This is a genomic window from Nocardia sp. alder85J, assembly GCF_020176955.2.
Taxonomy (GTDB): domain Bacteria; phylum Actinomycetota; class Actinomycetes; order Mycobacteriales; family Mycobacteriaceae; genus Nocardia.
The window spans coordinates 164527-183436 of sequence record NZ_JAIUCZ020000003.1; the positions used below are offsets into that span (position 1 = coordinate 164527).

The 18910-nt window shown below is 67.5% G+C and carries 21 protein-coding genes; 4 read left to right on the forward strand and 17 right to left on the reverse strand.

The features are described from left to right. The 4 genes from rpsE to rpsH are packed head-to-tail and all read right to left on the reverse strand — an operon-like array spanning position 1 to position 2061. Entirely contained in the window at positions 1 to 639 is a 639-nt protein-coding gene (rpsE, locus tag LBW94_RS12100; RefSeq protein WP_225057773.1) for a 30S ribosomal protein S5, read from the reverse strand. 49 nt (positions 640 to 688) lie between these two features. After that, complete coding sequence (gene rplR, locus LBW94_RS12105; RefSeq protein ID WP_225057772.1) at positions 689 to 1105, reverse strand: 50S ribosomal protein L18; 417 nt, start codon at positions 1103 to 1105, stop codon at positions 689 to 691. A gap of 3 nt (positions 1106 to 1108) precedes the next feature. Further along, on the reverse strand, positions 1109 to 1648 hold the full coding sequence (rplF, locus tag LBW94_RS12110; RefSeq protein WP_225057771.1) for a 50S ribosomal protein L6: 540 nt from the start codon (positions 1646 to 1648) through the stop codon (positions 1109 to 1111). 14 nt (positions 1649 to 1662) lie between these two features. Then, positions 1663 to 2061 carry a 30S ribosomal protein S8 gene (gene rpsH / locus LBW94_RS12115; protein ID WP_019931153.1) on the reverse strand — a complete coding sequence of 133 codons (399 nt, stop codon included), beginning with the start codon at positions 2059 to 2061 and terminating at the stop codon, positions 1663 to 1665. Between the two features lie 380 nt (positions 2062 to 2441). Between rpsH and LBW94_RS12120 the strand changes: the two genes are divergently transcribed. Further along, positions 2442 to 2678, forward strand: a complete 237-nt coding sequence (locus tag LBW94_RS12120; RefSeq protein WP_225057770.1) for a hypothetical protein — start codon at positions 2442 to 2444, stop codon at positions 2676 to 2678. Positions 2679 to 2728: 50 nt separating this feature from the next. After that, complete coding sequence (locus LBW94_RS12125) at positions 2729 to 3373, forward strand: DUF4143 domain-containing protein (protein ID WP_255634256.1); 645 nt, start codon at positions 2729 to 2731, stop codon at positions 3371 to 3373. A 117-nt stretch (positions 3374 to 3490) separates the two neighbouring features. Here the strand turns inward: LBW94_RS12125 and LBW94_RS12130 are convergent, their stop codons facing one another. From LBW94_RS12130 to LBW94_RS12165, 8 genes are all read right to left on the reverse strand, one after another. Beyond that, positions 3491 to 4768, reverse strand: a complete 1278-nt coding sequence (locus LBW94_RS12130; RefSeq protein ID WP_225057769.1) for a cytochrome P450 — start codon at positions 4766 to 4768, stop codon at positions 3491 to 3493. A 75-nt stretch (positions 4769 to 4843) separates the two neighbouring features. Next, positions 4844 to 5116, reverse strand: coding sequence for an acyl carrier protein (locus tag LBW94_RS12135; RefSeq protein ID WP_225057768.1), 273 nt, complete (start codon positions 5114 to 5116; stop codon positions 4844 to 4846). Beyond that, the gene (locus LBW94_RS12140) at positions 5116 to 6798 is read right to left on the reverse strand and encodes an AMP-binding protein (RefSeq protein ID WP_225057767.1); all 1683 of its coding nucleotides are present in this window, start codon (positions 6796 to 6798) and stop codon (positions 5116 to 5118) included. The genes LBW94_RS12135 and LBW94_RS12140 overlap by 1 nt, the downstream gene beginning before the upstream one ends. Continuing rightward, on the reverse strand, positions 6795 to 7763 hold the full coding sequence (locus LBW94_RS12145) for a 3-oxoacyl-[acyl-carrier-protein] synthase III C-terminal domain-containing protein (RefSeq protein ID WP_225057766.1): 969 nt from the start codon (positions 7761 to 7763) through the stop codon (positions 6795 to 6797). The genes LBW94_RS12140 and LBW94_RS12145 overlap by 4 nt, the downstream gene beginning before the upstream one ends. A 235-nt stretch (positions 7764 to 7998) precedes the next feature. Further along, positions 7999 to 9288: a cytochrome P450 gene (locus LBW94_RS12150; protein WP_225057765.1), complete on the reverse strand. Its 1290-nt coding sequence runs from the start codon at positions 9286 to 9288 to the stop codon at positions 7999 to 8001. Next, entirely contained in the window at positions 9285 to 10532 is a 1248-nt protein-coding gene (locus LBW94_RS12155; RefSeq protein WP_225057764.1) for a cytochrome P450, read from the reverse strand. Before LBW94_RS12155 ends, LBW94_RS12150 begins: the two co-directional genes overlap by 4 nt. Then, positions 10529 to 11509 carry a hypothetical protein gene (locus LBW94_RS12160; protein WP_225057763.1) on the reverse strand — a complete coding sequence of 327 codons (981 nt, stop codon included), beginning with the start codon at positions 11507 to 11509 and terminating at the stop codon, positions 10529 to 10531. The genes LBW94_RS12155 and LBW94_RS12160 overlap by 4 nt, the downstream gene beginning before the upstream one ends. A gap of 123 nt (positions 11510 to 11632) precedes the next feature. Next, positions 11633 to 12061, reverse strand: a complete 429-nt coding sequence (locus LBW94_RS12165; protein WP_225057762.1) for a nuclear transport factor 2 family protein — start codon at positions 12059 to 12061, stop codon at positions 11633 to 11635. Positions 12062 to 12571: 510 nt separating this feature from the next. Here LBW94_RS12165 and LBW94_RS12170 point away from each other — a divergent pair. Next, positions 12572 to 13156, forward strand: a complete 585-nt coding sequence (locus tag LBW94_RS12170) for an HD domain-containing protein (protein WP_225057761.1) — start codon at positions 12572 to 12574, stop codon at positions 13154 to 13156. Between the two features lie 58 nt (positions 13157 to 13214). Here the strand turns inward: LBW94_RS12170 and LBW94_RS12175 are convergent, their stop codons facing one another. The 5 genes from LBW94_RS12175 to LBW94_RS12195 form a co-directional block, all read right to left on the reverse strand. Further along, positions 13215 to 13400, reverse strand: a complete 186-nt coding sequence (locus tag LBW94_RS12175; RefSeq protein WP_225057760.1) for a type Z 30S ribosomal protein S14 — start codon at positions 13398 to 13400, stop codon at positions 13215 to 13217. Positions 13401 to 13404: 4 nt separating this feature from the next. Next, entirely contained in the window at positions 13405 to 13971 is a 567-nt protein-coding gene (gene rplE, locus LBW94_RS12180) for a 50S ribosomal protein L5 (protein WP_225057759.1), read from the reverse strand. A gap of 1 nt (position 13972) precedes the next feature. Next, positions 13973 to 14287, reverse strand: coding sequence for a 50S ribosomal protein L24 (gene rplX, locus LBW94_RS12185; RefSeq protein ID WP_225057758.1), 315 nt, complete (start codon positions 14285 to 14287; stop codon positions 13973 to 13975). 2 nt (positions 14288 to 14289) lie between these two features. Then, on the reverse strand, positions 14290 to 14658 hold the full coding sequence (gene rplN, locus LBW94_RS12190; protein WP_225057818.1) for a 50S ribosomal protein L14: 369 nt from the start codon (positions 14656 to 14658) through the stop codon (positions 14290 to 14292). 250 nt (positions 14659 to 14908) lie between these two features. Beyond that, positions 14909 to 16762, reverse strand: a complete 1854-nt coding sequence (locus LBW94_RS12195) for an ABC transporter ATP-binding protein/permease (RefSeq protein ID WP_225057757.1) — start codon at positions 16760 to 16762, stop codon at positions 14909 to 14911. A gap of 127 nt (positions 16763 to 16889) precedes the next feature. Here LBW94_RS12195 and LBW94_RS12200 point away from each other — a divergent pair, with 127 nt between their 5' ends. Next, the gene (locus LBW94_RS12200; RefSeq protein ID WP_225057756.1) at positions 16890 to 18908 is read left to right on the forward strand and encodes a M13 family metallopeptidase; all 2019 of its coding nucleotides are present in this window, start codon (positions 16890 to 16892) and stop codon (positions 18906 to 18908) included. Positions 18909 to 18910 lie beyond the last annotated feature (2 nt).

An 18910-nucleotide genomic window follows, 5' to 3' on the forward strand; every position in this document is an offset into this window, starting at 1 on the left:
TCAGGCTCCTTGTCCCGCGCGCGCCCGCAGCATGCCCGCAGGAGCGACGTCCTCGATCGGCAGACCGCGACGGGCGGCCACCTCCTCCGGACGCTGCAACTGCTTCAGGGCCGCCACGGTGGCGTGCACGACGTTGATGGCGTTGTCGCTACCGAGCGACTTGGCCAGAATGTCGTGGATACCGGCGCATTCCAGCACGGCACGGGCCGCGCCACCGGCGATCACACCGGTACCCGGCGAGGCCGGACGCAGCATGACCACACCGGCCGCCGCCTCACCCTGGACCGGGTGGACGATGGTGGAGCCGATCATCGGGACGCGGAAGAAGCCCTTGCGAGCCTCCTCGACACCCTTCTGGATGGCCGCCGGAACTTCCTTGGCCTTGCCGTAGCCGACACCGACCAGGCCGTTGCCGTCGCCCACGATCACCAGGGCGGTGAAGCTGAAGCGCCGGCCACCCTTGACGACCTTGGACACGCGGTTGATCGCGACCACGCGCTCGAGCTGGTTCTTCTCCTGGGCGGGCTGGTCGCGACGATCGTCGCGCCGGCCGCGGCGCTCGCGACCGCCTTCGCCACCACTGCCACTGTTCTGTCCGGCGGGTCCGTTTCCGCCGTCACGCCGCTGACGTCCCGGCATCAGACGTTCCTTCCGTTCATAGACAGCTGTGCCTTCCGAGTACTCCGCATCAGAACTTCAACCCACCTTCGCGAGCGGCATCGGCCAGAGCGGCGATGCGGCCGTGGTAGTCGTGGCCACCGCGGTCGAACACCACGGCCTCCACACCGGCGGCCTTCGCGCGGGCGGCGATCAGCTCGCCGACCTTGGCGCCCTTGGCGCTCTTGTCGCCTTCGAGGGCGCGCACGTCGGCCTCGATCGAGGACGCGGCGGCGATGGTCTTGCCCGCGGAGTCGTCGACCAGCTGCACGTGCAGGTGCCGCGCGGAGCGGAACACGATCAGGCGCGGACGCTCGGTGGTGCCCTCGACCTTCTTGCGCAGCCGGAAGTGCCGGTTGCCCTTGGCAATCCGGCGACGGGTGGACGCATCCTTGCCGAGCGGCTTGCGCGCAGCCTTCTGGGCTTCGGTCTGAACCTTCTTCGACATGGCTTACTTACCCGTCTTTCCGACCTTGCGGCGAACGACCTCGCCGGCGTAGCGGATGCCCTTGCCCTTGTACGGATCGGGCTTGCGCAGGCCGTGGATCACCGCGGCGATCTGGCCGACCTTCTGCTTGTCGATGCCGGACACCGAGAACTTGGTCGGAGTCTCGACCGCGAAGGCGATGCCCTCGGGCGCCTCGACGGGAACCGGGTGGCTGTAGCCGAGGGCGAACTCCAGGTTCGAGCCCTTCTGCTGCACGCGGTAGCCGACGCCGAAGATCTCCATCTTCTTCTCGTAGCCCTGGGTGACGCCGACGATCATGTTGCTGATCAGCGTCCGGGTCAGCCCGTGCAGCGAGCGGTTGAGCCGCTCGTCGTTCGGCCGGGCGACCTCGAGTTCGCCGTTGTCCGCCTTGCCGACGGTGATCGGGGCCGCGACCTCGTGCGAGAGGGAGCCCTTGGGACCCTTCACCGCGACGTGCTGGCCGTTGATGGTCACCTCGACACCGGCGGGAACCGGGATCGGCTTCTTACCGATACGCGACATTGTTCCTACCTCCCTTACCAGACGTAGGCGAGGACTTCCCCGCCCACACCGTGCTGTTTGGCCTGACGGTCCGTGAGCAGACCCTGCGACGTGGAGATGATCGCCACGCCGAGGCCTCCCAGCACCTTGGGCAGGTTGGTGGATTTCGCGTACACCCGCAGACCGGGCTTCGAAACCCGGCGCACACCGGCGAGCGACCGCTCGCGGCTGGGCCCGTACTTCAGGTCGACGATCAGGGTCTTGCCCACCTGCGCGTCCTCGACGCGGTAGTCGGCGATGTAGCCCTCACGCTTCAGAATCTCGGCGATGTTCGCCTTGAGCTTCGAGTGCGGAGCCTTGACCTGATCGTGGTACGCCGAGTTGGCGTTGCGCAGACGGGTCAGGAAGTCTGCGATCGGATCTGTCATGGTCATGGATTGACCGTTACCTTTCTCGCCGCGGTTCCCATGCAACACCGTCGAAGAACGGCGGTCGTGGGCCTACGACAATTCGGTCGGTCCGGCCGGGACTGCCCGACCGGATGCTGCACAGCCGCCCGGACCAGGCCGTATACCCGCGCGCATCCGCGCGCAGACATGACGATGCCCGAGCAACCGGTCAAGTGTAGGCAATAGCCGTGCGGCATCAAAATCGGGGTCGGGAACTCGGGGGTCGTCGGCTGATGGGATGGTTCGAGTCCTGCTGATCGACTGCCTCGAGTCCTGCTGATCGGATGGTTCGAGGTCTGCTATTCGGATGGTTCATAGCCTGCTGATGGGATGATAGAAGTCCAGGAACGGGGTAGATTAGTGCCGTGACCTCGTATCAGAGCAGGATCGTCGACAGCGAACTGGACGAACTGCTGAGCGGCCTGGCCGCCGTGGCGATCGAGGGCGCGAAGGGCGTCGGCAAAACGGCTACCGCAGAACGGCGAGCACAGACCGTCTACGCCCTCGACAACGAACAGCAGCGAGAACTTCTGGCCGCGGATCCCGGTCGTATCGATCGCGAGCACGCCGCGCTCAGCTGGACGGTTATATCGCCCGCATAGTCGAACGCGAATTCCCCGAACTGGGGCACCGAATCCGGCGGCCCGCCACATTGCGCGCATGGCTGACGGCCTACGCCGCCGCGACCGCGACCACCGCGTCGTACACGACCATCCTCGATGCCGCGACCTCCGGCGAGACCGACAAGCCGTCGAAATCGACCACCACCATGTATCGCGACGTTCTGTCGCAATTGTGGTTGCTGGATCCGATTCCGGGCTGGTTGCCCCTCGACAACGCCTTCGCCCGATTGGCCCAGACACCGAAACACTTTCTCGTCGACCCGGCGTTGTCAGCACGACTGCTCGACCTGACCGCCCCCACGCTGCTGAACGGCAGCGAGCCCGGCGTACGAACCCCGTTCGGCGCCACCATGCTCGGTCAGCTTTTCGAAGCCCTGGTCGCCCTGGGACTTCGGGTCTACGCCCAGGACAACGAAGCACGGGTGGAACACCTGCGCACCCGTAACGGAGACCACGAGGTCGACTTCATTGTCACCGGACCCGGCGGTCGCATAGTCGCGCTGGAGGTGAAACTCTCCGCCACCGTCGATGAACAGGACCTCACGCATCTGCGCTGGCTGGCGGACAAAGTCGGAGGTTTGCTTGCCGATAGCGTCATAATAACGACCGGAAGGTATGCCTACCGGCGGCCGGACGGAATCGCCGTGGTACCCGCGGCACTGCTGGGTCCATGACCGCACAGCGCTCCATGCGGCGATTACTCGCTTGTTCGCCGCAAGATATGCGGTGAATTGCCACTGCTCAGCAATCTTCGCGGTGACCACCAGCGCCCCGGTGAGTCGGCGCGCTCCTCAACGCGGCGTCAGGTGCATGGTCAAGCCGATGGGGTTGAAGGTGAGGCCCTCCGAGGCTCGGAGTTCGTACCCGGCGGGCAGTTTCGGTTCATACCGTTGCAGAACCGTCGCGACCACCAGGACGATCTGGTGCAGGGCGAATTGGCGGCCGATGCAGGCGCGGATGCCGGTGCCGAAGGGTTTGTAGGCGTGGGCGGGGCGGGATCGGTTGTGTTCTGGGAGAAAGCGATCCGGGTCGAAGGTTTCGGGGTCGTCGCCCCAGACGGGGTCGCGGTGCAGGGCGGGGGCCAGGACGAAGAAGGGTTCGCCGGCGGGCATAGGGTAGTGGCCGCCGAGTACGGTGTCCTGCTTGGCGACTCGGGAGTAGCCGGGGGCGGTGGGCCACAGGCGCAGGGATTCGTCGACCACGCGGCGCAGGTAGCGCAGCTTCGCGACCTGTTCGAATTCCGGTTCGGCGGAACCGATCACGGTGTCCACCTCGGCGCGGGCGCGGGCCGCGACATCCGGGTTGGCAGCCAGGTAGTAGAGGGTGAAAGACATGGCGGCCGACGTGGTTTCGTGGCCCGCCGCGAGGAAGGTCAGGACCTGGTTGCGGATCGCGGTCGGGTCGAGGGTGTCCGAGTCGAGCATCAGGCCCAGCAGGTCCGCGCCGCGGTCCCCGCCGGTGCGCCGCGCGATCACCTCGTCGACCACGCCCTTCAGGTAGGCGATGTTCTCGTCGTTGCGTTCGGTGGCGCGCTTGCCGAGGAAGCCGCCGGCGATCGGGGGGCGGGTGACCAGGCGCTGGCCGTGGTTGAGGACGTCCTCCAGCGCCGTCACGAACGGGTGCGCGGTGGTGCGGTCGAAGGAGTCGAAGGAGTAGCCGAAGCCGGCGCGGCCGATGATCTCCAGGGTCACCTTCGCCATCGCGGCGGTGACGCTCACCGCCGCGTCGGCCGTGGCCCAGCTGTCGTGCAGTTGCCGGCACACCTCCAGCATGAGCGGGTGGTAGCCGCGCATCGCGGTCTGGGAGAACGCGGGCATCAGAAGGTCGTGCGCCGCACGCCAATTCGGCTCGTGATTGTAGGCGGTCAGCAGACCGTCGCCGATCATCGGCCGGATCACCTCGAGCGCGGGCAGCACGTGCTTCTCGAAGCGGCGGTCGTCGGAGAGTTCGGCGACCAGGTCCGCGCCGGTGACGAAGGTGAACTCCAGATTGAAGAATTCGCGCTTGTACACCGGGCCCAGTTCACGGGCCAGCCGGGTGGACTCCTGCATGAACGAGGTGCTCAGCATGCAGTCACCGGGCACCCGTTCCCCGATGAACCGGCAGCCCGGCCGGTGCGCGGACGCCGGGCCCGATCGCTGTGCTCATGCCGACTCGGTGTCCAGGGTGTACACGATCAGGTCGACCAGATCGGTGCCGGTCCGCACCTCCACCAGTTCGTCCTCGTCCAGGGTGATACCCCAGTGCTTTTCGCACTTCACCACCGCCTGCACCAGGCGCATCGAGTCGATGCCGGGCAGTTCGGTGAGCCGGGCGTCGAGGTCGACCTGATCGACCGGGCATTCGAGCAGTTCCGCGAGCTCCGCTCGCAGCACGGCGGTGACCTCGTCGGCCTTCTCGTTCACGGACGCAGTCATCACGAACTCACTTTCTGATCAACGGATTCGATAGTCGAAGCGTGTGCGCGGGCGAGCTCCGCGACCAGCGAACGCTGCCATTTGCCGCTGGTGGTGCGGGGCAGGGCCTTGGCGGGCACCAGCAGCACCACGACCGCGGCCAGGGTCAGCGCCTTCGACACCGCGCGCGAGATGCCGGCGACCACGGCATCGCCTGCCGCCGTACCGGATTCGTGCTCGCTCTCCGCGACCACGATCATGCGCTCACCCTCGGTGTCGGCGACCGCGACGCAGTGCCCCTTGTGGACGCCGGGCACGACGCGCACGGCCTCCTCCACATCGTCCGGGTAGAAGTTGCGGCCCTGGACGATGATCATCTCCTTGACCCGGCCGACGATGACCAGTTCGCCACCGTCGAGCAGGCCGAGGTCACCGGTGCGCAACCAGCCGTCGACGAGGGCGGCCCGGGTGATCTCGTCGTCGCCGTGGTAACCGGAGGTCACCGCCGGGCCCTGGATGCGGATCTCGCCGACGTGCCCGCCGGGCAGCGGCGTGCCGTCGAATGCGCAGATCCGCACCGTGATACCGGGAATCGGGACGCCGACGCTCACCAGTTCCCGGGCGTTCGGCGCGTCGGGCGGCACGGGCCGCGCGGGCCGGCCGGGTACGAGTTCGTCCCGGTCGACGGTGAGCACCCGTGGCGCGGCGCCGGGGACGGGCAGGGTGACCGCGAGGGTCGCCTCGGCCATGCCGTAGCACGGATACATCGTCGACGCCGGCACGCCGAGCGGCGCGAAGGTGCGGGCGAATTCACGCACGGTGTGGGCCCGGACCGGTTCCGCGCCGTTGAGCGCCAGCCGCCACCGCCGCAGCGGCCGATCGCCGGGCTCCCCGCCGAACACCTCGCCGGCGGCCTCGATGAGCTTGTCGAAGGAGAAATTCGGCCCGTTGGTGATGGTGCCGCCGACCTCGGCGGTATACCGCAGCACCGCACCCGGATTCTTGACGAAGGTGAGCGCGCTGAACAGGTGCGCGTCGTTCGGAGTCAGCAACGAGCACATGAGCGACACCAGGCCCATGTCGTGGAACAGCGGAACCCACTGCACCAGCACGTCGTCCGCGGTCGTCGAGATGTGCGTGTCGATGGCCGCCACCCCGCTGAGGAACTGCGCGTGGGTCAGGCGCACGCCCTTCGGCCGCGCGGTGCTGCCGGAGCTGAACTGCACCACCACCGGTGCGTCCGGATCGGCGGGCTGCCAGTCGATCTCGTCGTCGCGCTCGAGCGTGTCCAGTTCCAGCACCGTCAGGCCGGGCACCCGCGCGGCCAGTTCCCGCGCCACCTTGCGGCCCTGATTCGCGGTGACCAGCAACCGGATTCCGCCGGCTCGCACGATCGGCACCAGGTGTTCGGCGACCGTGCCGGGATCCAGCACCAACGGCGGCAGGGGCAGCACGGTCACCGCCGCGCCGGTGGTCACCGCACCGAAGAAACCGGCGAACCACTGCGGGGTGGCGGGCATCAGCACACCGACCAGCTCGCCGGGACCGGCGCCGGCCGCCCGCAGTCGCCGACCGACCGGCCCGGCCAGGCCGGCCAGCTCACGATGGGCCAGCGTGACTTTCGAATCCGCGAAGGTGATGGTGCGCTCGCTGCGGCGCAGCGCTTCCAACAGTTCGACGAGGGTCTGTGGCCTGCCGGTCAAAGTGATTCCTCTCGTTCCCCGCGCACCATCAGCATGGTCACGGTCAATCCCACCCCGATATTCACGATCAAGCCGTATTCCCCTGGTGACAAGGGTCTTTCGGTGGACAGATGATGGAGGTTCGCGGCGAGGTCGCCGGAGAACAGATGCCCCGTCTCCTCGGTCAGGTTCAGGACCTCGGCCGGAGGTAGCAGCTCGTAGAAGATTCCGGCGACGAAATCCTTGTCGAGCCGCGGCAGCATGGTGACGACCACGCGAGGATCATCGAGTTCCAATCCGGCGTCGGCGAAGACCTGCTCCACCGAGATCCGTACGCAGCGGCGGGCCCGGAAAACGTTGGGCGGTACCGTGACCGCCCCGTCCGGCAGCCGCTCTGCCCACCAGAGTTCCTCCTGTGTCATCGAATTCGACACCATCGCCTGAATCGACATCGGACCGCGGTCACGAGAGATCAGGACCGCGGTCGCGGCGTCGCCCAGGGCCGTGCCGACGCTCTGCTGCCACCGCCAGACGGCCTCCTCGCCGTGCGCGTCGGAGGTCAGCACCAGGCTGTGCCCGATCCGGGGCTCGCCGAGCATGTGCGCGACCGCGCAGTGCAATCCCATCGCACCGCCGTTGCTCATCTGCCGAATACCCAGCGCCACAGCCTGTTTCGCGCCGAGCAAGCGGGCCAGCCGGGGTGCGATCGTGCAGTCGGCGGCGCCGGGATCGAAGATCCAGGAATGCGCCAGCAGCCCGATGTCCGACGCGGCGACCTGTCCCGTCGCGAGCGCATCGGCGGCGGCGGCGAGCGCGAGCGTGGTCGCGTCCTCCCCCGCTGCGGCCACCGACAACACCGTGTCCGTCGCGGGCAACGGCATGCCGTTGCCCGCATGTCCACCGGCGATCACATGGTCGAAGGCCTGACGTCCACCCGCGAGTGCTACCGAGGCCGCCGCGATGTGCAGAAGTCCGTTTACTCGCATAACCAGCCTCGTACTCTGCACACACCCGGTGGGCCATCGCCAACGACATGCCCCGCATCCAACCCGGTCGACCGGGCACGCATCATATTTCCGGTGACTTGTGTCAGGTTCACGAACACCCGGTGTCGTGACGGTGTCGCAAAACATATCGACCGGTACTGAATCGCCGTCACGCCCCTCGGACCCGGCGGTGATCGAAACATGCTCTCTCATCACGGATATCGCAGTGGACGGCTCAACGCACTACCGGATACAGAGTCAATCCGATGGGACCGAAGGCGATTCCCTCCGAGACGCGCAGCCGATAGTCCGGCGGCAGCGTCAGATCGTAGCGTTGCAGCACGCGCGCCATCACCAGCACGATCTGGTGCAGCGCGAACTGACGGCCGATGCAGGCGCGCAGGCCGCTGCCGAACGGTTTGTACGAGTGCGGCGGCCGGGCCCGGACCCGTTCGGGCAGAAAACGATCCGGATCGAATCGTTCCGCGTCCGGACCCCACGACGCCTCCCGGTGCAGCGCGGGCACCAGCACGAAATAGGGCTCGCCGGCGCGCATCGGATACCGGCCGCCGAGTACGGTGTCCTGTTTCGCCGTCCGCGAATAGCCGGGCGCGACCGGCCACAGCCGCAGCGACTCGTCCACGACGCGGCGCAGGTACCGGAATTTGGCGACCTGGTCGAACTCCGGTTCGGCGGTTCCGGCCAGCGCGATCACCTCCGCTCGCGCCCGCTCGGCGATCCCCGGCTCGGCGGCGAGATAGTACAAGGCGAAAGACATTGCGGCGGAGGTTGTCTCGTGCCCGGCCGCGAGGAAGGTCAACACCTGGTTGCGAATGTTCACCGGATCCAGCACATCGGAGTCCAGCATCAGGCCCAGCAGATCGCCGCCGTGCTCGTGACCGGTACGGCGCGCGATCACCTCGTCCACGACCGCGCGCAGATAGGCGAGATCGGTCTCGTGACGCTGCGCCGCGCGCCGGCCGAGATATCCACCGGCCATCGGCGGCCGCGTGATCAGCCGCTGGCCGTGGCTGATCGCGTCCTCCAGCGCCGTCGCGAACGGATGCGGGGTGGAGCGCTCGAAGGAATCGAACGAGTAGCCGAAGCCGGCCCGCCCGATCACCTCGAGCGTCACCTTCCCCATGGCGTCCTTGACGTCCACGGCTCCGGCGGTCGCGCCCCAGCTGTCGAGCAGTTGCCGGCACACATCCAGCATGAGCGCGTGGTAGCCGCGCATCGCGGTCTGTGAGAACGCCGGCACCAGCAGATCGTGCGCTGTGCGCCACGCGGGTTCGTGATCGTCGGCGGTGAGCAGGCCGTCACCGAACATCGGCCGGAACGACTCCAGCACCGGCTTCATGTGCTTACCGAACCGCCGGTCGTCGGCGAGTTCGGCGACGAGGTCCGCACCGGTGACGAAGGTGAATCTCAGATGGAAGAACTCGCGGGTGAACACCGGTCCGTGTGCGCGCGCCATGCGGGTCGATTCCTGCATGAACGAGCTCTGCAACATCGACGAGGTCATCGCGCGCCCGGACCGGGTGCGACCGTCAGCTCGTTCGGTGTCCGGTCGAAAAGCAGTCCACGCCAACCGGATTCCGTATCATCCGAGACGATTCGCAGCTGCGGCAGCTCCTCGAACAGTACCCGCAGCGCGATCTCGATCTCGGTGCGCGCGAGATGCGCGCCGATGCAGAAGTGCGCGCCGTAACCGAAGGTCAGATGCGCGGGCCGGCCGCCCTGCTGCGGCAGCAGCTCACCGACGTCCGCGCCGAGCGCCGGATCGTGGTTGACGGCGGCCAGCAGGATGAACACGACCGCGCCGGCCGGAATCGTCACCCCCTCGATCGTGACCTCCTCGCGTGCGAATCGCCACGGCGAGAAGGGAAACGGCGGGTGATACCGCAGCAGTTCCTCGACGAACGCCTTGGCCGCCGGTTCGTCGGCCAGCAGTTCGCGCATCGTCTCGGCGGTGCGCAGCACGGTGAGCGCGCCATAGCCGATTCCGATCGCGGTGGAGGAGATCCCGGCGCCGAGCAGCATCATCACCGTCGACAGCAGTTCGCGCTTGTTGATCATCTTCTCGGCACGGGCCCGATGCAGCGCCTCGAGCACACTGCCCGCCGGTGCGGCGGCGGGGTCGCGGGCGACGTCGATGATCATGTCGAGCAACTGGTTGTACGCGTTGCGCATGCTCGGCGTCGACGGACTCTCGCGCTCACCGAGGCGGCGGCTGTGCACCGCGGCCGCGCGCAGCGTGTCGTCCGGAATGCCGAGCACGCGTGCCATCACCAGTTCCGGGACCGGGCGCGCATAGGACGCCATCAGGTCGGTGGTCTCCGATTCCCGGAACCGCGCCACCTGCGCGCGGCACACCTGCTCGATCTCCGGCCGGCGGCGGTTGACGGCGGCGGGGGTCAGCTCCGCGGCCACGACCTTGCGCAGCCGCAGGTGCTCCTCGCCGTCGCTGTTCAGCATGTGCCGGCCCTCGACCACGAAGGGATCCTCGGCATACCTGCCGCCACCCAGACCGTGCGCGGGGTCGCTCATCCGGCGCAGATCCTTGATCAGCCGCGGATCGGTCATCGCGCGCCTGCCCTCGGCGTACCGAGTGATCACCCACGCGGTCAGGCCGTCCGGCAGCTCGAGGCACACCACCGGCGCGCGTTCACGCAGCTCGTGACAGACCGCCTCGAACTCCCGCTGGTCCGCGGTGTCCGGGAAAAGGATTCGGGTGGCGGAGTTCTCGTTCCCGACGGTGCTGGTCATGCCGGCTCCTCTCCGACGGTGGCGGGCTCGCCGCGTACCACGACCATGGTCACGGTGTGCCCCACGCCCATATTGATCAGCAGCGCGTATTCCCCCGGGGCCAAGGGACGTTCGCTGCGCAGGTGTTCGAGGTTCGCGGCGAGGTCGCCGGAGAACAGATGCCCGGTGTCGCCGGACAGGTCGAGCAGTTCGGCCGGCGGCAGCAGCCCGAGGAACATCGCCTCGATGGTCGCCGCCGGCAGCCGCGGCAGCATGATCACGGCCAGGCGGGGATCCTCGGGTTCGAGTCCCGCGTCGGCGAGGACCGCACGGGTGGCGGCGCGAACGCATTTGCGCAGCGCGAACACCGCCGGACCGGCGACCACCGGCGCCCCCGGCGCACGCTCGGACCACCAGCGTTCGCCTTCGGTCACCGAACTCGACACCATGGCGTGCACGGACAGCCCGCCGATGTCGCGGGTCAGCAGGACCGCGGTCGCCCCGTCACCCAGGGCGGCGCCGGCCTCGGGATTCCAGCGCCAGTCGGCATCGCTGCCGTGTACGTCCGCGGTCAGCACCAGGCTGTGCGCGATGCCGGGTTCGGCCAGCATCTGCGCGGCGGTGACCTGGATGGCGATGGCGCCGCCGTTGCTCATCTGCCGCATGCTCAGCGCGATGGCACTCCTGGCCCCCAGCAGGCGAGCCAGCCGCGGCGCGATCGTGCAGTCGACCGGGCTCGGATCGAAAATCCAGGAATGCGTGAGCATTCCGAGTTCCGCCGCCGATACCCCCGCCTGGTCGAGCGCCGCGGCGGCGGCCGCGAGCGCGAGCGATTCGGCGGTCTGTCCGGCGCCCGCCACCGGCAGGGTCGCCGTCGTGGTGGAACGAGCCCAGTCGGGTGTCCTGCCGCTCTCGGCGATCGCGCGACTCACATCCTGACGCCCGTCCGGCAGCGCGACGGTCGCCGCCCCGATACGGAGCCGGCCGGCTATCCGCACGGATGATCCTGTGCTGGGTACATCGGTTCTCCCACCTCATCGAACCCTCGGCTACCGAACACGAGACAATCTGTGCCGCAACCGATCTCGCGCTTTCGCGAAACCCACTGCCGCACAGCACAATCAGCCCGCGGCAATGGCCTGGCGAACGAGGTCCTGCTTCACCATCTCCGAGAAGGTGGAGTCCGCACTCTTGCGGTAGCTCTCCTTGAGACGGATCCCGTCGTCACCGGTGTAGAACACGTCGACACCCTTCTCCACGATCCGCCCCTGCTCGTCGGCCATCTCGTACCGCACCACCGCACCGGACTCCATCGCGACCGGCTCCGCGAAGGTCCAGCTGATCTTCTTGTCGGCCAGCACATCCCGGGCCGCGAACATCGCGGTCAGCAACGCGCCGATGTCCGCCTTCCGGAAGGTGGTACCCGGCTCGGCGCCCTCGGCGGTGATCCAGAGCCCGTCGTCGGCGAAACAGCCGACCGCGGTATCGATGTCGCCGCGATCACACGCCGCGAAGAACGCCTTCACGACATCGACGTCGAAGTTGGTCATGCAGACTCCCTGAAGGTATCGATCGATCGACTGCGCGGCGTGGCCGATATGACCTCGCGGCGATGCGGAAGTGCGGAAGTGCGGCCCGAACCTGGACCATCCGGTCCGTTCCCAGCCACCGAAAAGGTACCCCACCCTCGATCGAACAACGGGAACGGCATCGTAAACATCTGGTGTAACACTGATTTCGAATTCGGATGCGCCGCGCGGTTGCCGCGGGAAGCGCTGTGGCCGCACACCCGGGGGACAGCCGGCCTCCCCCGAGCGACCACCGCCGGATGCCGGCCAGGAAGGAGCCGACACCGTTCTGGGCCGACCTGTCCCCGCTTCCCGATCCGGAAACCGTTGCCGCAGAGGTAGAACGCAAATCGCGAACGGATTCGCGATTCTCCGCCGCAGCCAGGACTCGGCGGGCCACCACGTCATCGTGATCATCGATGACCGCAGAGGACAGCGGTTGGCTGCCATCGCGGAGCGACGACGCGCCCGCCTCCGACTACTGTGGCTGCCATGTCCCCGGAAGCGCTCCGGCAAGCCCTGACCGATCGGGACGGCCTGGATCTGCGGCGGCTGCCGGAGCAGGTCGAAGTCCTGCTCGTGGAGCTGGGTGCTCCGCCGCGGCTCGGGGCACATCTGCGGGCGGTGCACGATGTGGCCTGCGAGCTGGTGGCCTGGCTTCGGACGCACTTCGGTGGGGCCGAATTCGACTGTGACGCAGTGCTGTTCGGGGCAGCTATCCACGATATCGGCAAGGTCGCGCACCCGGAGGAGTTGTCGGGACCGGGGTCGGCTCACGAGGAGAGCGGATACCGGCTACTGATCGAGCGGGGTATCGACGAGAGACTCGCGCGGTTCGCGCGAACACATGCGTCCTGGACGCGGGCCGACGTGGAGCCGGCGGACCTGCTGGTCGGCCTCGCCGACAAAGTCTGGAAGGGCAAGCGCGTGGCCGAGCTGGAACAGCTGGTCGTGCGTTACCTGGCCGCGGCCGGTGGTGGCGAGGCGTGGCAGGTGTACATGGCGTTGGACGACGAACTCACTCGCATCGCGGCCGATGCCGACCGGCGGCTGGCCTTCCAGGCCGCCTACGGGTGAAAACGCGTCCGGCCCGCCGAGCACCTCGAAGGTGCTCGGCGGGCCGGACGGGGAATTCTTACCAGGACGCCTTGTGCACGCCCGGCAGTTCGCCGCGGTGCGCCATTTCGCGCAGGCACACGCGGCACAGGCCGAACTTGCGGTAGACGGCGTGGGGGCGGCCGCAGCGCTGGCAGCGGGTGTAGCCGCGGACCGCGAACTTCGGCTTGGCGTTGGCCTTGTTGACGAGAGCTTTCTTTGCCATGTGCTCAGTTCTCCTTGAACGGGAAGCCGAGGTGCTTGAGCAGGGCGCGGCCTTCTTCGTTGTTGGTCGCGGTGGTCACCACGGTGATGTCCATACCACGGGGACGGTCGATCCGGTCCACATCGATCTCGTGGAACATCGACTGCTCCGAGAGACCGAAAGTGTAGTTGCCGTGGCCGTCGAACTGCTTCGGGGACAGGCCGCGGAAGTCGCGGATACGGGGCAGCGCGATGGAGATCAGCCGGTCCAGGAACTCCCACATGCGGTCGCCGCGGAGGGTGACCTTCGCGCCGATCGGCATGCCCTCACGCAGCTTGAACTGCGCGATGGACTTGGTGGCCTTGCGGATCTCGGGCTTCTGGCCGGTGATCAGGGTGAGGTCGGCGACCGCGCCGTTGATCAGCTTGGCGTCGCGGGCGGCGTCGCCGACACCCATGTTCACGACGACCTTGACCACGCCGGGGATCTGCATCACGTTCGCGTAGTTGAATTCGCTGTTCAGCGCGTCGCGGATCTCCGAGCGGTACCGGAGCTTCAGGCGGGGCTGGATCTTGTTCTCGGTCGACGTCATCTCAGATGTCCTTCCCGTTGCGACGGGAGATGCGCACCCGCTTGCCGTTCTCGTCGGTGCGGTAGCCCACCCGGGTCGGCTTGCCGTCGGAGTCGACAACCATCACGTTCGACACGTGGATGGGCGCCTCCTGGGTCACGATGCCGCCGGAGCTGGCGCCGCGCTGGTTCGCGGAGTTCGCGACGTGCTTCTTGATCCGGTTCACGCCCTCGACCAGGACTCGGCTCTGCGCCGGGAAGGCCTGGATGACCTTGCCCTTCGCGCCCTTGTCCTTACCCGAGACGACGATCACGGTGTCGCCCTTGTGCACCTTCATGGTCAGAGCACCTCCGGGGCCAGCGAGACGATCTTCATGAAGCGCTTCTCGCGCAGCTCACGGCCGACCGGGCCGAAGATGCGGGTGCCGCGCGGATCGTTGTCCGCCTTGATCAGCACCGCGGCGTTCTCGTCGAACCGGATGTAGGAACCATCCGGGCGGCGACGCTCCTTGGTGGTGCGGACGATGACCGCCTTGACGACCTCACCCTTCTTGACGTTGCCGCCGGGGATCGCGTCCTTCACGGTGGCGACGATGATGTCGCCGATACCGGCATAGCGGCGCGACGAACCGCCGAGCACGCGGATGCAGAGAATCTCCTTGGCACCCGTGTTGTCGGCGACGCGCAGCCGCGACTCCTGCTGAATCACTTCAGCTCCTCCTAGACCTGGACGATATGCACGCCGGATTGCCGACCCGACGGGCATGGTCATGTCGCCGCTCCAAACGCGCGCCTGTCAGCGTGAGAAATCCCTGCTCAGAGCAGGGAACGCTGCGGGTTCGCGGGCGGAGTGCGGGCACACGTGTCCCGCAGGCAACCGCGTTAGTTTAGCGAAGCCCCAGATGGGGACCAAATCCGGCCCGGAATTCCCGACGAATCAGACATCCGGGCCGGGCAGACTAGGCCGGGACCTCCACCTCGGCGGTGGTCCATCCGCCGCCGCCGGCCAGATCGAGGCGGCGGGTGTGGAAGCGGTCCACCGTGCTGCGGTGCGCGACGCTGACCAGGATCGTATCCGGCGCCTCGGTGCGGACCAGGGTGTAGAGGGAGAATTCCAGGCCCTCGTCGACCGCGGAGGTGGCCTCGTCCAGGAACGCCGCGCGGGGGCGGATCAGCATGATGCGCGCGAACGCGATGCGCTGCTGCTCGCCCGGGGACAGGATCTTGGCCCAGTCCGCGACCTCGTCCAGACGGTCGGCGATGTGCCCGAGGTGCACCTTGTTCAGCACCTCGCGCAGCGTCTCGTCGGAGAAATCGCCGGGTGCAGCCGGGTAGCTGATCACCGTGCGGAGGTCGCCCAGCGGCAGGTACGGAATCTGGGACAGGAACAGCGTCTCGTTGCCCGACGGTCGCCGGAACTCGCCGGCGCCGTACGGCCACAGCTCGGCCAGGGTGCGCAGCAGGGTGGTCTTGCCGCTGCCGGAAGCGCCCTTCACGACCAGCGCGTCGCCAGGGACCAGGCGCAGATCGAGGCCCTCGATCAGCAGTCCCCCGTCGGGGCGGCGCACCTCGATGCCGACCAGCTCGACCGCGTCCTCGAGGTCGGCGGTCGCGATGGTGGGCAGTTCCCGAGACTGCCGGTTGGCCACTTGCAGGCCGTCCAGACGGATGAGGGCCGCGCGGTAGGCGGCGAAGCTGTCGTAGTTCTCCCGGAAGAACGACAGCGAATCGTGGATGTTGCCGAAGGCCGACGCGGTCTGCTGGATGCCGCCGAGGGTGACCTTGCCCGCGAAGAAACGCGGTGCCTGGATCATCCACGGGAACACCACCGCGGTCTGGTTGACCGAGAGGTTCCAGCCACTGAATCCGAGGGTCCGGTAGATCAGTCGCCAGTACGCCCCGATGACCTGGGCGAACCAGCCGACCAGACCGCGCTGCTCGACGCCCTCACCGCGATAGAAGGCGATGCTTTCGGCGTTGTCGCGGACCCGCACCAGCGCGTATCGGAAACTCGCGGTGGCGCGCTGGTAGAGGAAGTTGATCCGGATCAGCGGACGGCCGATCCAGAACGCGATCACCGTCGCGAGCAGCACGTACATCAGGACCAGGAACATCATCGCGCGCGGGATCTCGACGCCGAACACGGTGAGCGGACCGGACAGATCCCACAGGATCTGGGTGAACGACACCACCGTGATGACCGCGGTGACGGCGCCGATGGACAGCGCCCGGCTCTGCTGCACGTAGGTGGTGATGTCCTCCTGGACACGCTGATCCGGGTTGTCGATGGTGTCATCGATGAACCTGCCGCGGTAGTCCGCATGTTCCGAGAGCCAGTCGGTGCCGACCTTGTCGGTCAGCCACACCCGCCAGCGCACCTCGAAGGCCGCGCCGATGTAGTAGTCGAGCAGCGAACGCACCACGTGGATGGCGGCGATGATGCCGAAGACCAGCATCGACTGCCAGAAGGCGTGCTCCGCGTCGTGCAGCCCGCCACCGTCCTTCTTCGCAATCGCCTCCGCGCCGTATTGCAGCGCGGAGAACATGTCGTTGCTCTGGTAGGAGATGAGGACGTTCACGCGCACCGCGCCGGCCGCCGACAACAACAGCAGTGCGACGAATCCGATGTTCTTCCAGGCCCCCGCGCCGGTGAAGAAGCCGCGGCTGAGGTGCCAGAACTGGCGCCCCCACCGGGTCGTCACGAACAGCACCGCGAGGATCACCACGAAGACGACGGCCGTGATCGCGAAGGTGATGAGGAGCCATTTCAAGGTTTCTTGAAACTCGTTTCCCCAGTCCCGCGAAGTTTCCATTCAGGCTTCCCATCAGCGAATTTCACCAAGATTCGCGAGTGTAGCGGGCCGATGCGGCCGGTGCATGACGGTAGCCTCGACCACGGGTCGAGCTGTCGCGAATCCGCCGTTCGGGAGAGGAGCACCGTTGTCCGGTCGTCCGGCTCGGCTGAGCCGTCGCTCGTTGCTCGTCGCATTGGGGGTCGTGCCCGCGGCCGGACTGCTGTCCTGCACCCGGCCCGCTCCTGCGGAACCCGTTCTGCCGGGCCCGGATCCGGCGGTGCGGCCGCAGGACGACCTGTTCCGGCATGTCAACGGCAGGTGGCTGGCCGAGTACCGGCTGCCGCCGGACAAGGTCAGCTACGGCACCTTCGGCGAGGTCGCGGATCTGGTGCAGGGGCAGTTGCACGACATCGTCCGGGGCATCCGCGATCCCCGGCCGGGCAGCGCCGAACAGCAGATTCGCGATCTGTACGAGGCCCGTCTCGATCTGGACACCATCGAACGACTTGGCATGTCGCCGTTGGCCGATCTGTTCGACACCATCGATTCCGCGCCCGGCAGAACCGAATTGGCGCATGTGATGGGCCGGCTGCCGATCGACGGCCTGATCCGGATCCGGATCGCGGTGGATCGCCGCGATTCCGCCGGGCATCTGCCGGTGATCGGCCAGTCCGGGCTCGGGCTCGGCGAGCAGTACTATCGCAGACCCGAATTCGCCGCGCGGCTGGCGGGTTATCGCACCCTGCTGCACCGGCTGGCGGGCGGCGCGGGCCTGCCGGATCCCGACGGCGCGGCGCAACGGGTCTTCGAGCTGGAGGGACAGATCGCGTCCGGCTTCTGGGACAACATCCGCACCCGCGACTACGACGCCACCGACAACCGCATGTCGTGGAACGAATTGACCGCCGCGGCACCGGGTTTCGACTGGGACGCCTGGCTGGCCGGCCGCACCGACCGGCCGTCGCGGCTGTTCGAGACGGTGGTGGTCGGTGAGCCGTCGTTCGTCACCGCCGCCGGTGGCCTGTGGTCGGCGATCGACCTCACCACCTGGCGGGAGTACCTGAAGCTGAGCCTGATCCGCAGTTACGCCCGCTGCCTGCCGAAGGCGATCTCCGACGCCAATTTCGAATTCTTCGGCACCGAAATGGGTGGCATGCGCGAGCGCCCGGATCGTTGGAAGTCCGCGATCGGCATCGTCAACGAGGCGATCGGCCAGCAATTGGGGCGGCTGTACGTGGCCCGGCATTTCCCGCCGGCCGCGAAGGCGCGGGCACAGGAATTGGTGACCGACATCATGTCCGCCTATCGCGACAGTTTCCGCGACAGCACCTGGATGTCACCGCCGACCCGCGACGCCGCCATCGAGAAACTGGACCGGATCGATGCCCAGCTCGGTTATCCCGACACCTGGATCGATTACTCGACGCTACGGATCACCCCGGGCAAACTCGTCGAATCCCTGCGCGCGGTCGAAATCTTCGACGCCCAGCGCAGTTTCGAGAAATTGGGTGGCACGGTCGACCGTTCGGAATGGTCGGTACCACCGCAGACGGTGAACGCCTTCTACACCGCCACCGCCAATCAGATCACCTTCCCCGCAGCATTTCTGCAACCCCCGTTCTTCGACCACGCCGCCGCACCCGCGGCCAACTATGGCGCCGCCGGTGCGGTGATCGGCCACGAGATCGGCCACGGCTTCGACGACCAGGGCAGCAAATACGACGCCGCCGGTAATCGCCGCGACTGGTGGACCCCCGAGGACCGCGCCGCCTTCGACGCGAAAACCGCACAGTTGGTGGCCCAATACGACCCCCTGACCCCTACCGGCCTGACCCCCGACCACCACGTCTCCGGCGCCCTCACCGTCGGCGAGAACCTCGCCGACCTGCGCGGCCTCACGATCGCCCTGGCCGCCTACCGCCGTGCCACCGAACGTTCCGGCGCCACTCCCGCCTACGCCGACCTGTTCCGCGCCTGGGCCCGCAACTGGCGCGAACAACAAACCCCCGAAACCCTGGAACATCGCATCGCCACCGACCCGCACTCCCCCGGCGAATTCCGCTGCAACCAGATCGCCCGCAACCTCCCGGAGTTCTACACCGCCTTCGACGTCCACGACACCGACCACATGTACCTCCCCCCGGACCAGCGCGTGCACCTGTGACG

What these genes read in the sequence shown, in the direction of transcription:
- rpsE (WP_225057773.1), bottom strand. Translation starts at nt 639, where the DNA reads ATGCCGGGACGTCAGCGGCGTGACGGCGGAAACGGACCCGCCGGACAG.
- rplR (WP_225057772.1), bottom strand. Translation starts at nt 1,105, where the DNA reads ATGTCGAAGAAGGTTCAGACCGAAGCCCAGAAGGCTGCGCGCAAGCCG.
- rplF (WP_225057771.1), bottom strand. Translation starts at nt 1,648, where the DNA reads ATGTCGCGTATCGGTAAGAAGCCGATCCCGGTTCCCGCCGGTGTCGAG.
- rpsH (WP_019931153.1), bottom strand. Translation starts at nt 2,061, where the DNA reads ATGACCATGACAGATCCGATCGCAGACTTCCTGACCCGTCTGCGCAAC.
- LBW94_RS12130 (WP_225057769.1), bottom strand. Translation starts at nt 4,768, where the DNA reads ATGCTGAGCACCTCGTTCATGCAGGAGTCCACCCGGCTGGCCCGTGAA.
- LBW94_RS12135 (WP_225057768.1), bottom strand. Translation starts at nt 5,116, where the DNA reads ATGACTGCGTCCGTGAACGAGAAGGCCGACGAGGTCACCGCCGTGCTG.
- LBW94_RS12145 (WP_225057766.1), bottom strand. Translation starts at nt 7,763, where the DNA reads ATGCGAGTAAACGGACTTCTGCACATCGCGGCGGCCTCGGTAGCACTC.
- LBW94_RS12150 (WP_225057765.1), bottom strand. Translation starts at nt 9,288, where the DNA reads ATGACCTCGTCGATGTTGCAGAGCTCGTTCATGCAGGAATCGACCCGC.
- LBW94_RS12155 (WP_225057764.1), bottom strand. Translation starts at nt 10,532, where the DNA reads ATGACCAGCACCGTCGGGAACGAGAACTCCGCCACCCGAATCCTTTTC.
- LBW94_RS12165 (WP_225057762.1), bottom strand. Translation starts at nt 12,061, where the DNA reads ATGACCAACTTCGACGTCGATGTCGTGAAGGCGTTCTTCGCGGCGTGT.
- LBW94_RS12170 (WP_225057761.1), top strand. Translation starts at nt 12,572, where the DNA reads ATGTCCCCGGAAGCGCTCCGGCAAGCCCTGACCGATCGGGACGGCCTG.
- LBW94_RS12175 (WP_225057760.1), bottom strand. Translation starts at nt 13,400, where the DNA reads ATGGCAAAGAAAGCTCTCGTCAACAAGGCCAACGCCAAGCCGAAGTTC.
- rplE (WP_225057759.1), bottom strand. Translation starts at nt 13,971, where the DNA reads ATGACGTCGACCGAGAACAAGATCCAGCCCCGCCTGAAGCTCCGGTAC.
- rplX (WP_225057758.1), bottom strand. Translation starts at nt 14,287, where the DNA reads ATGAAGGTGCACAAGGGCGACACCGTGATCGTCGTCTCGGGTAAGGAC.
- LBW94_RS12195 (WP_225057757.1), bottom strand. Translation starts at nt 16,762, where the DNA reads ATGGAAACTTCGCGGGACTGGGGAAACGAGTTTCAAGAAACCTTGAAA.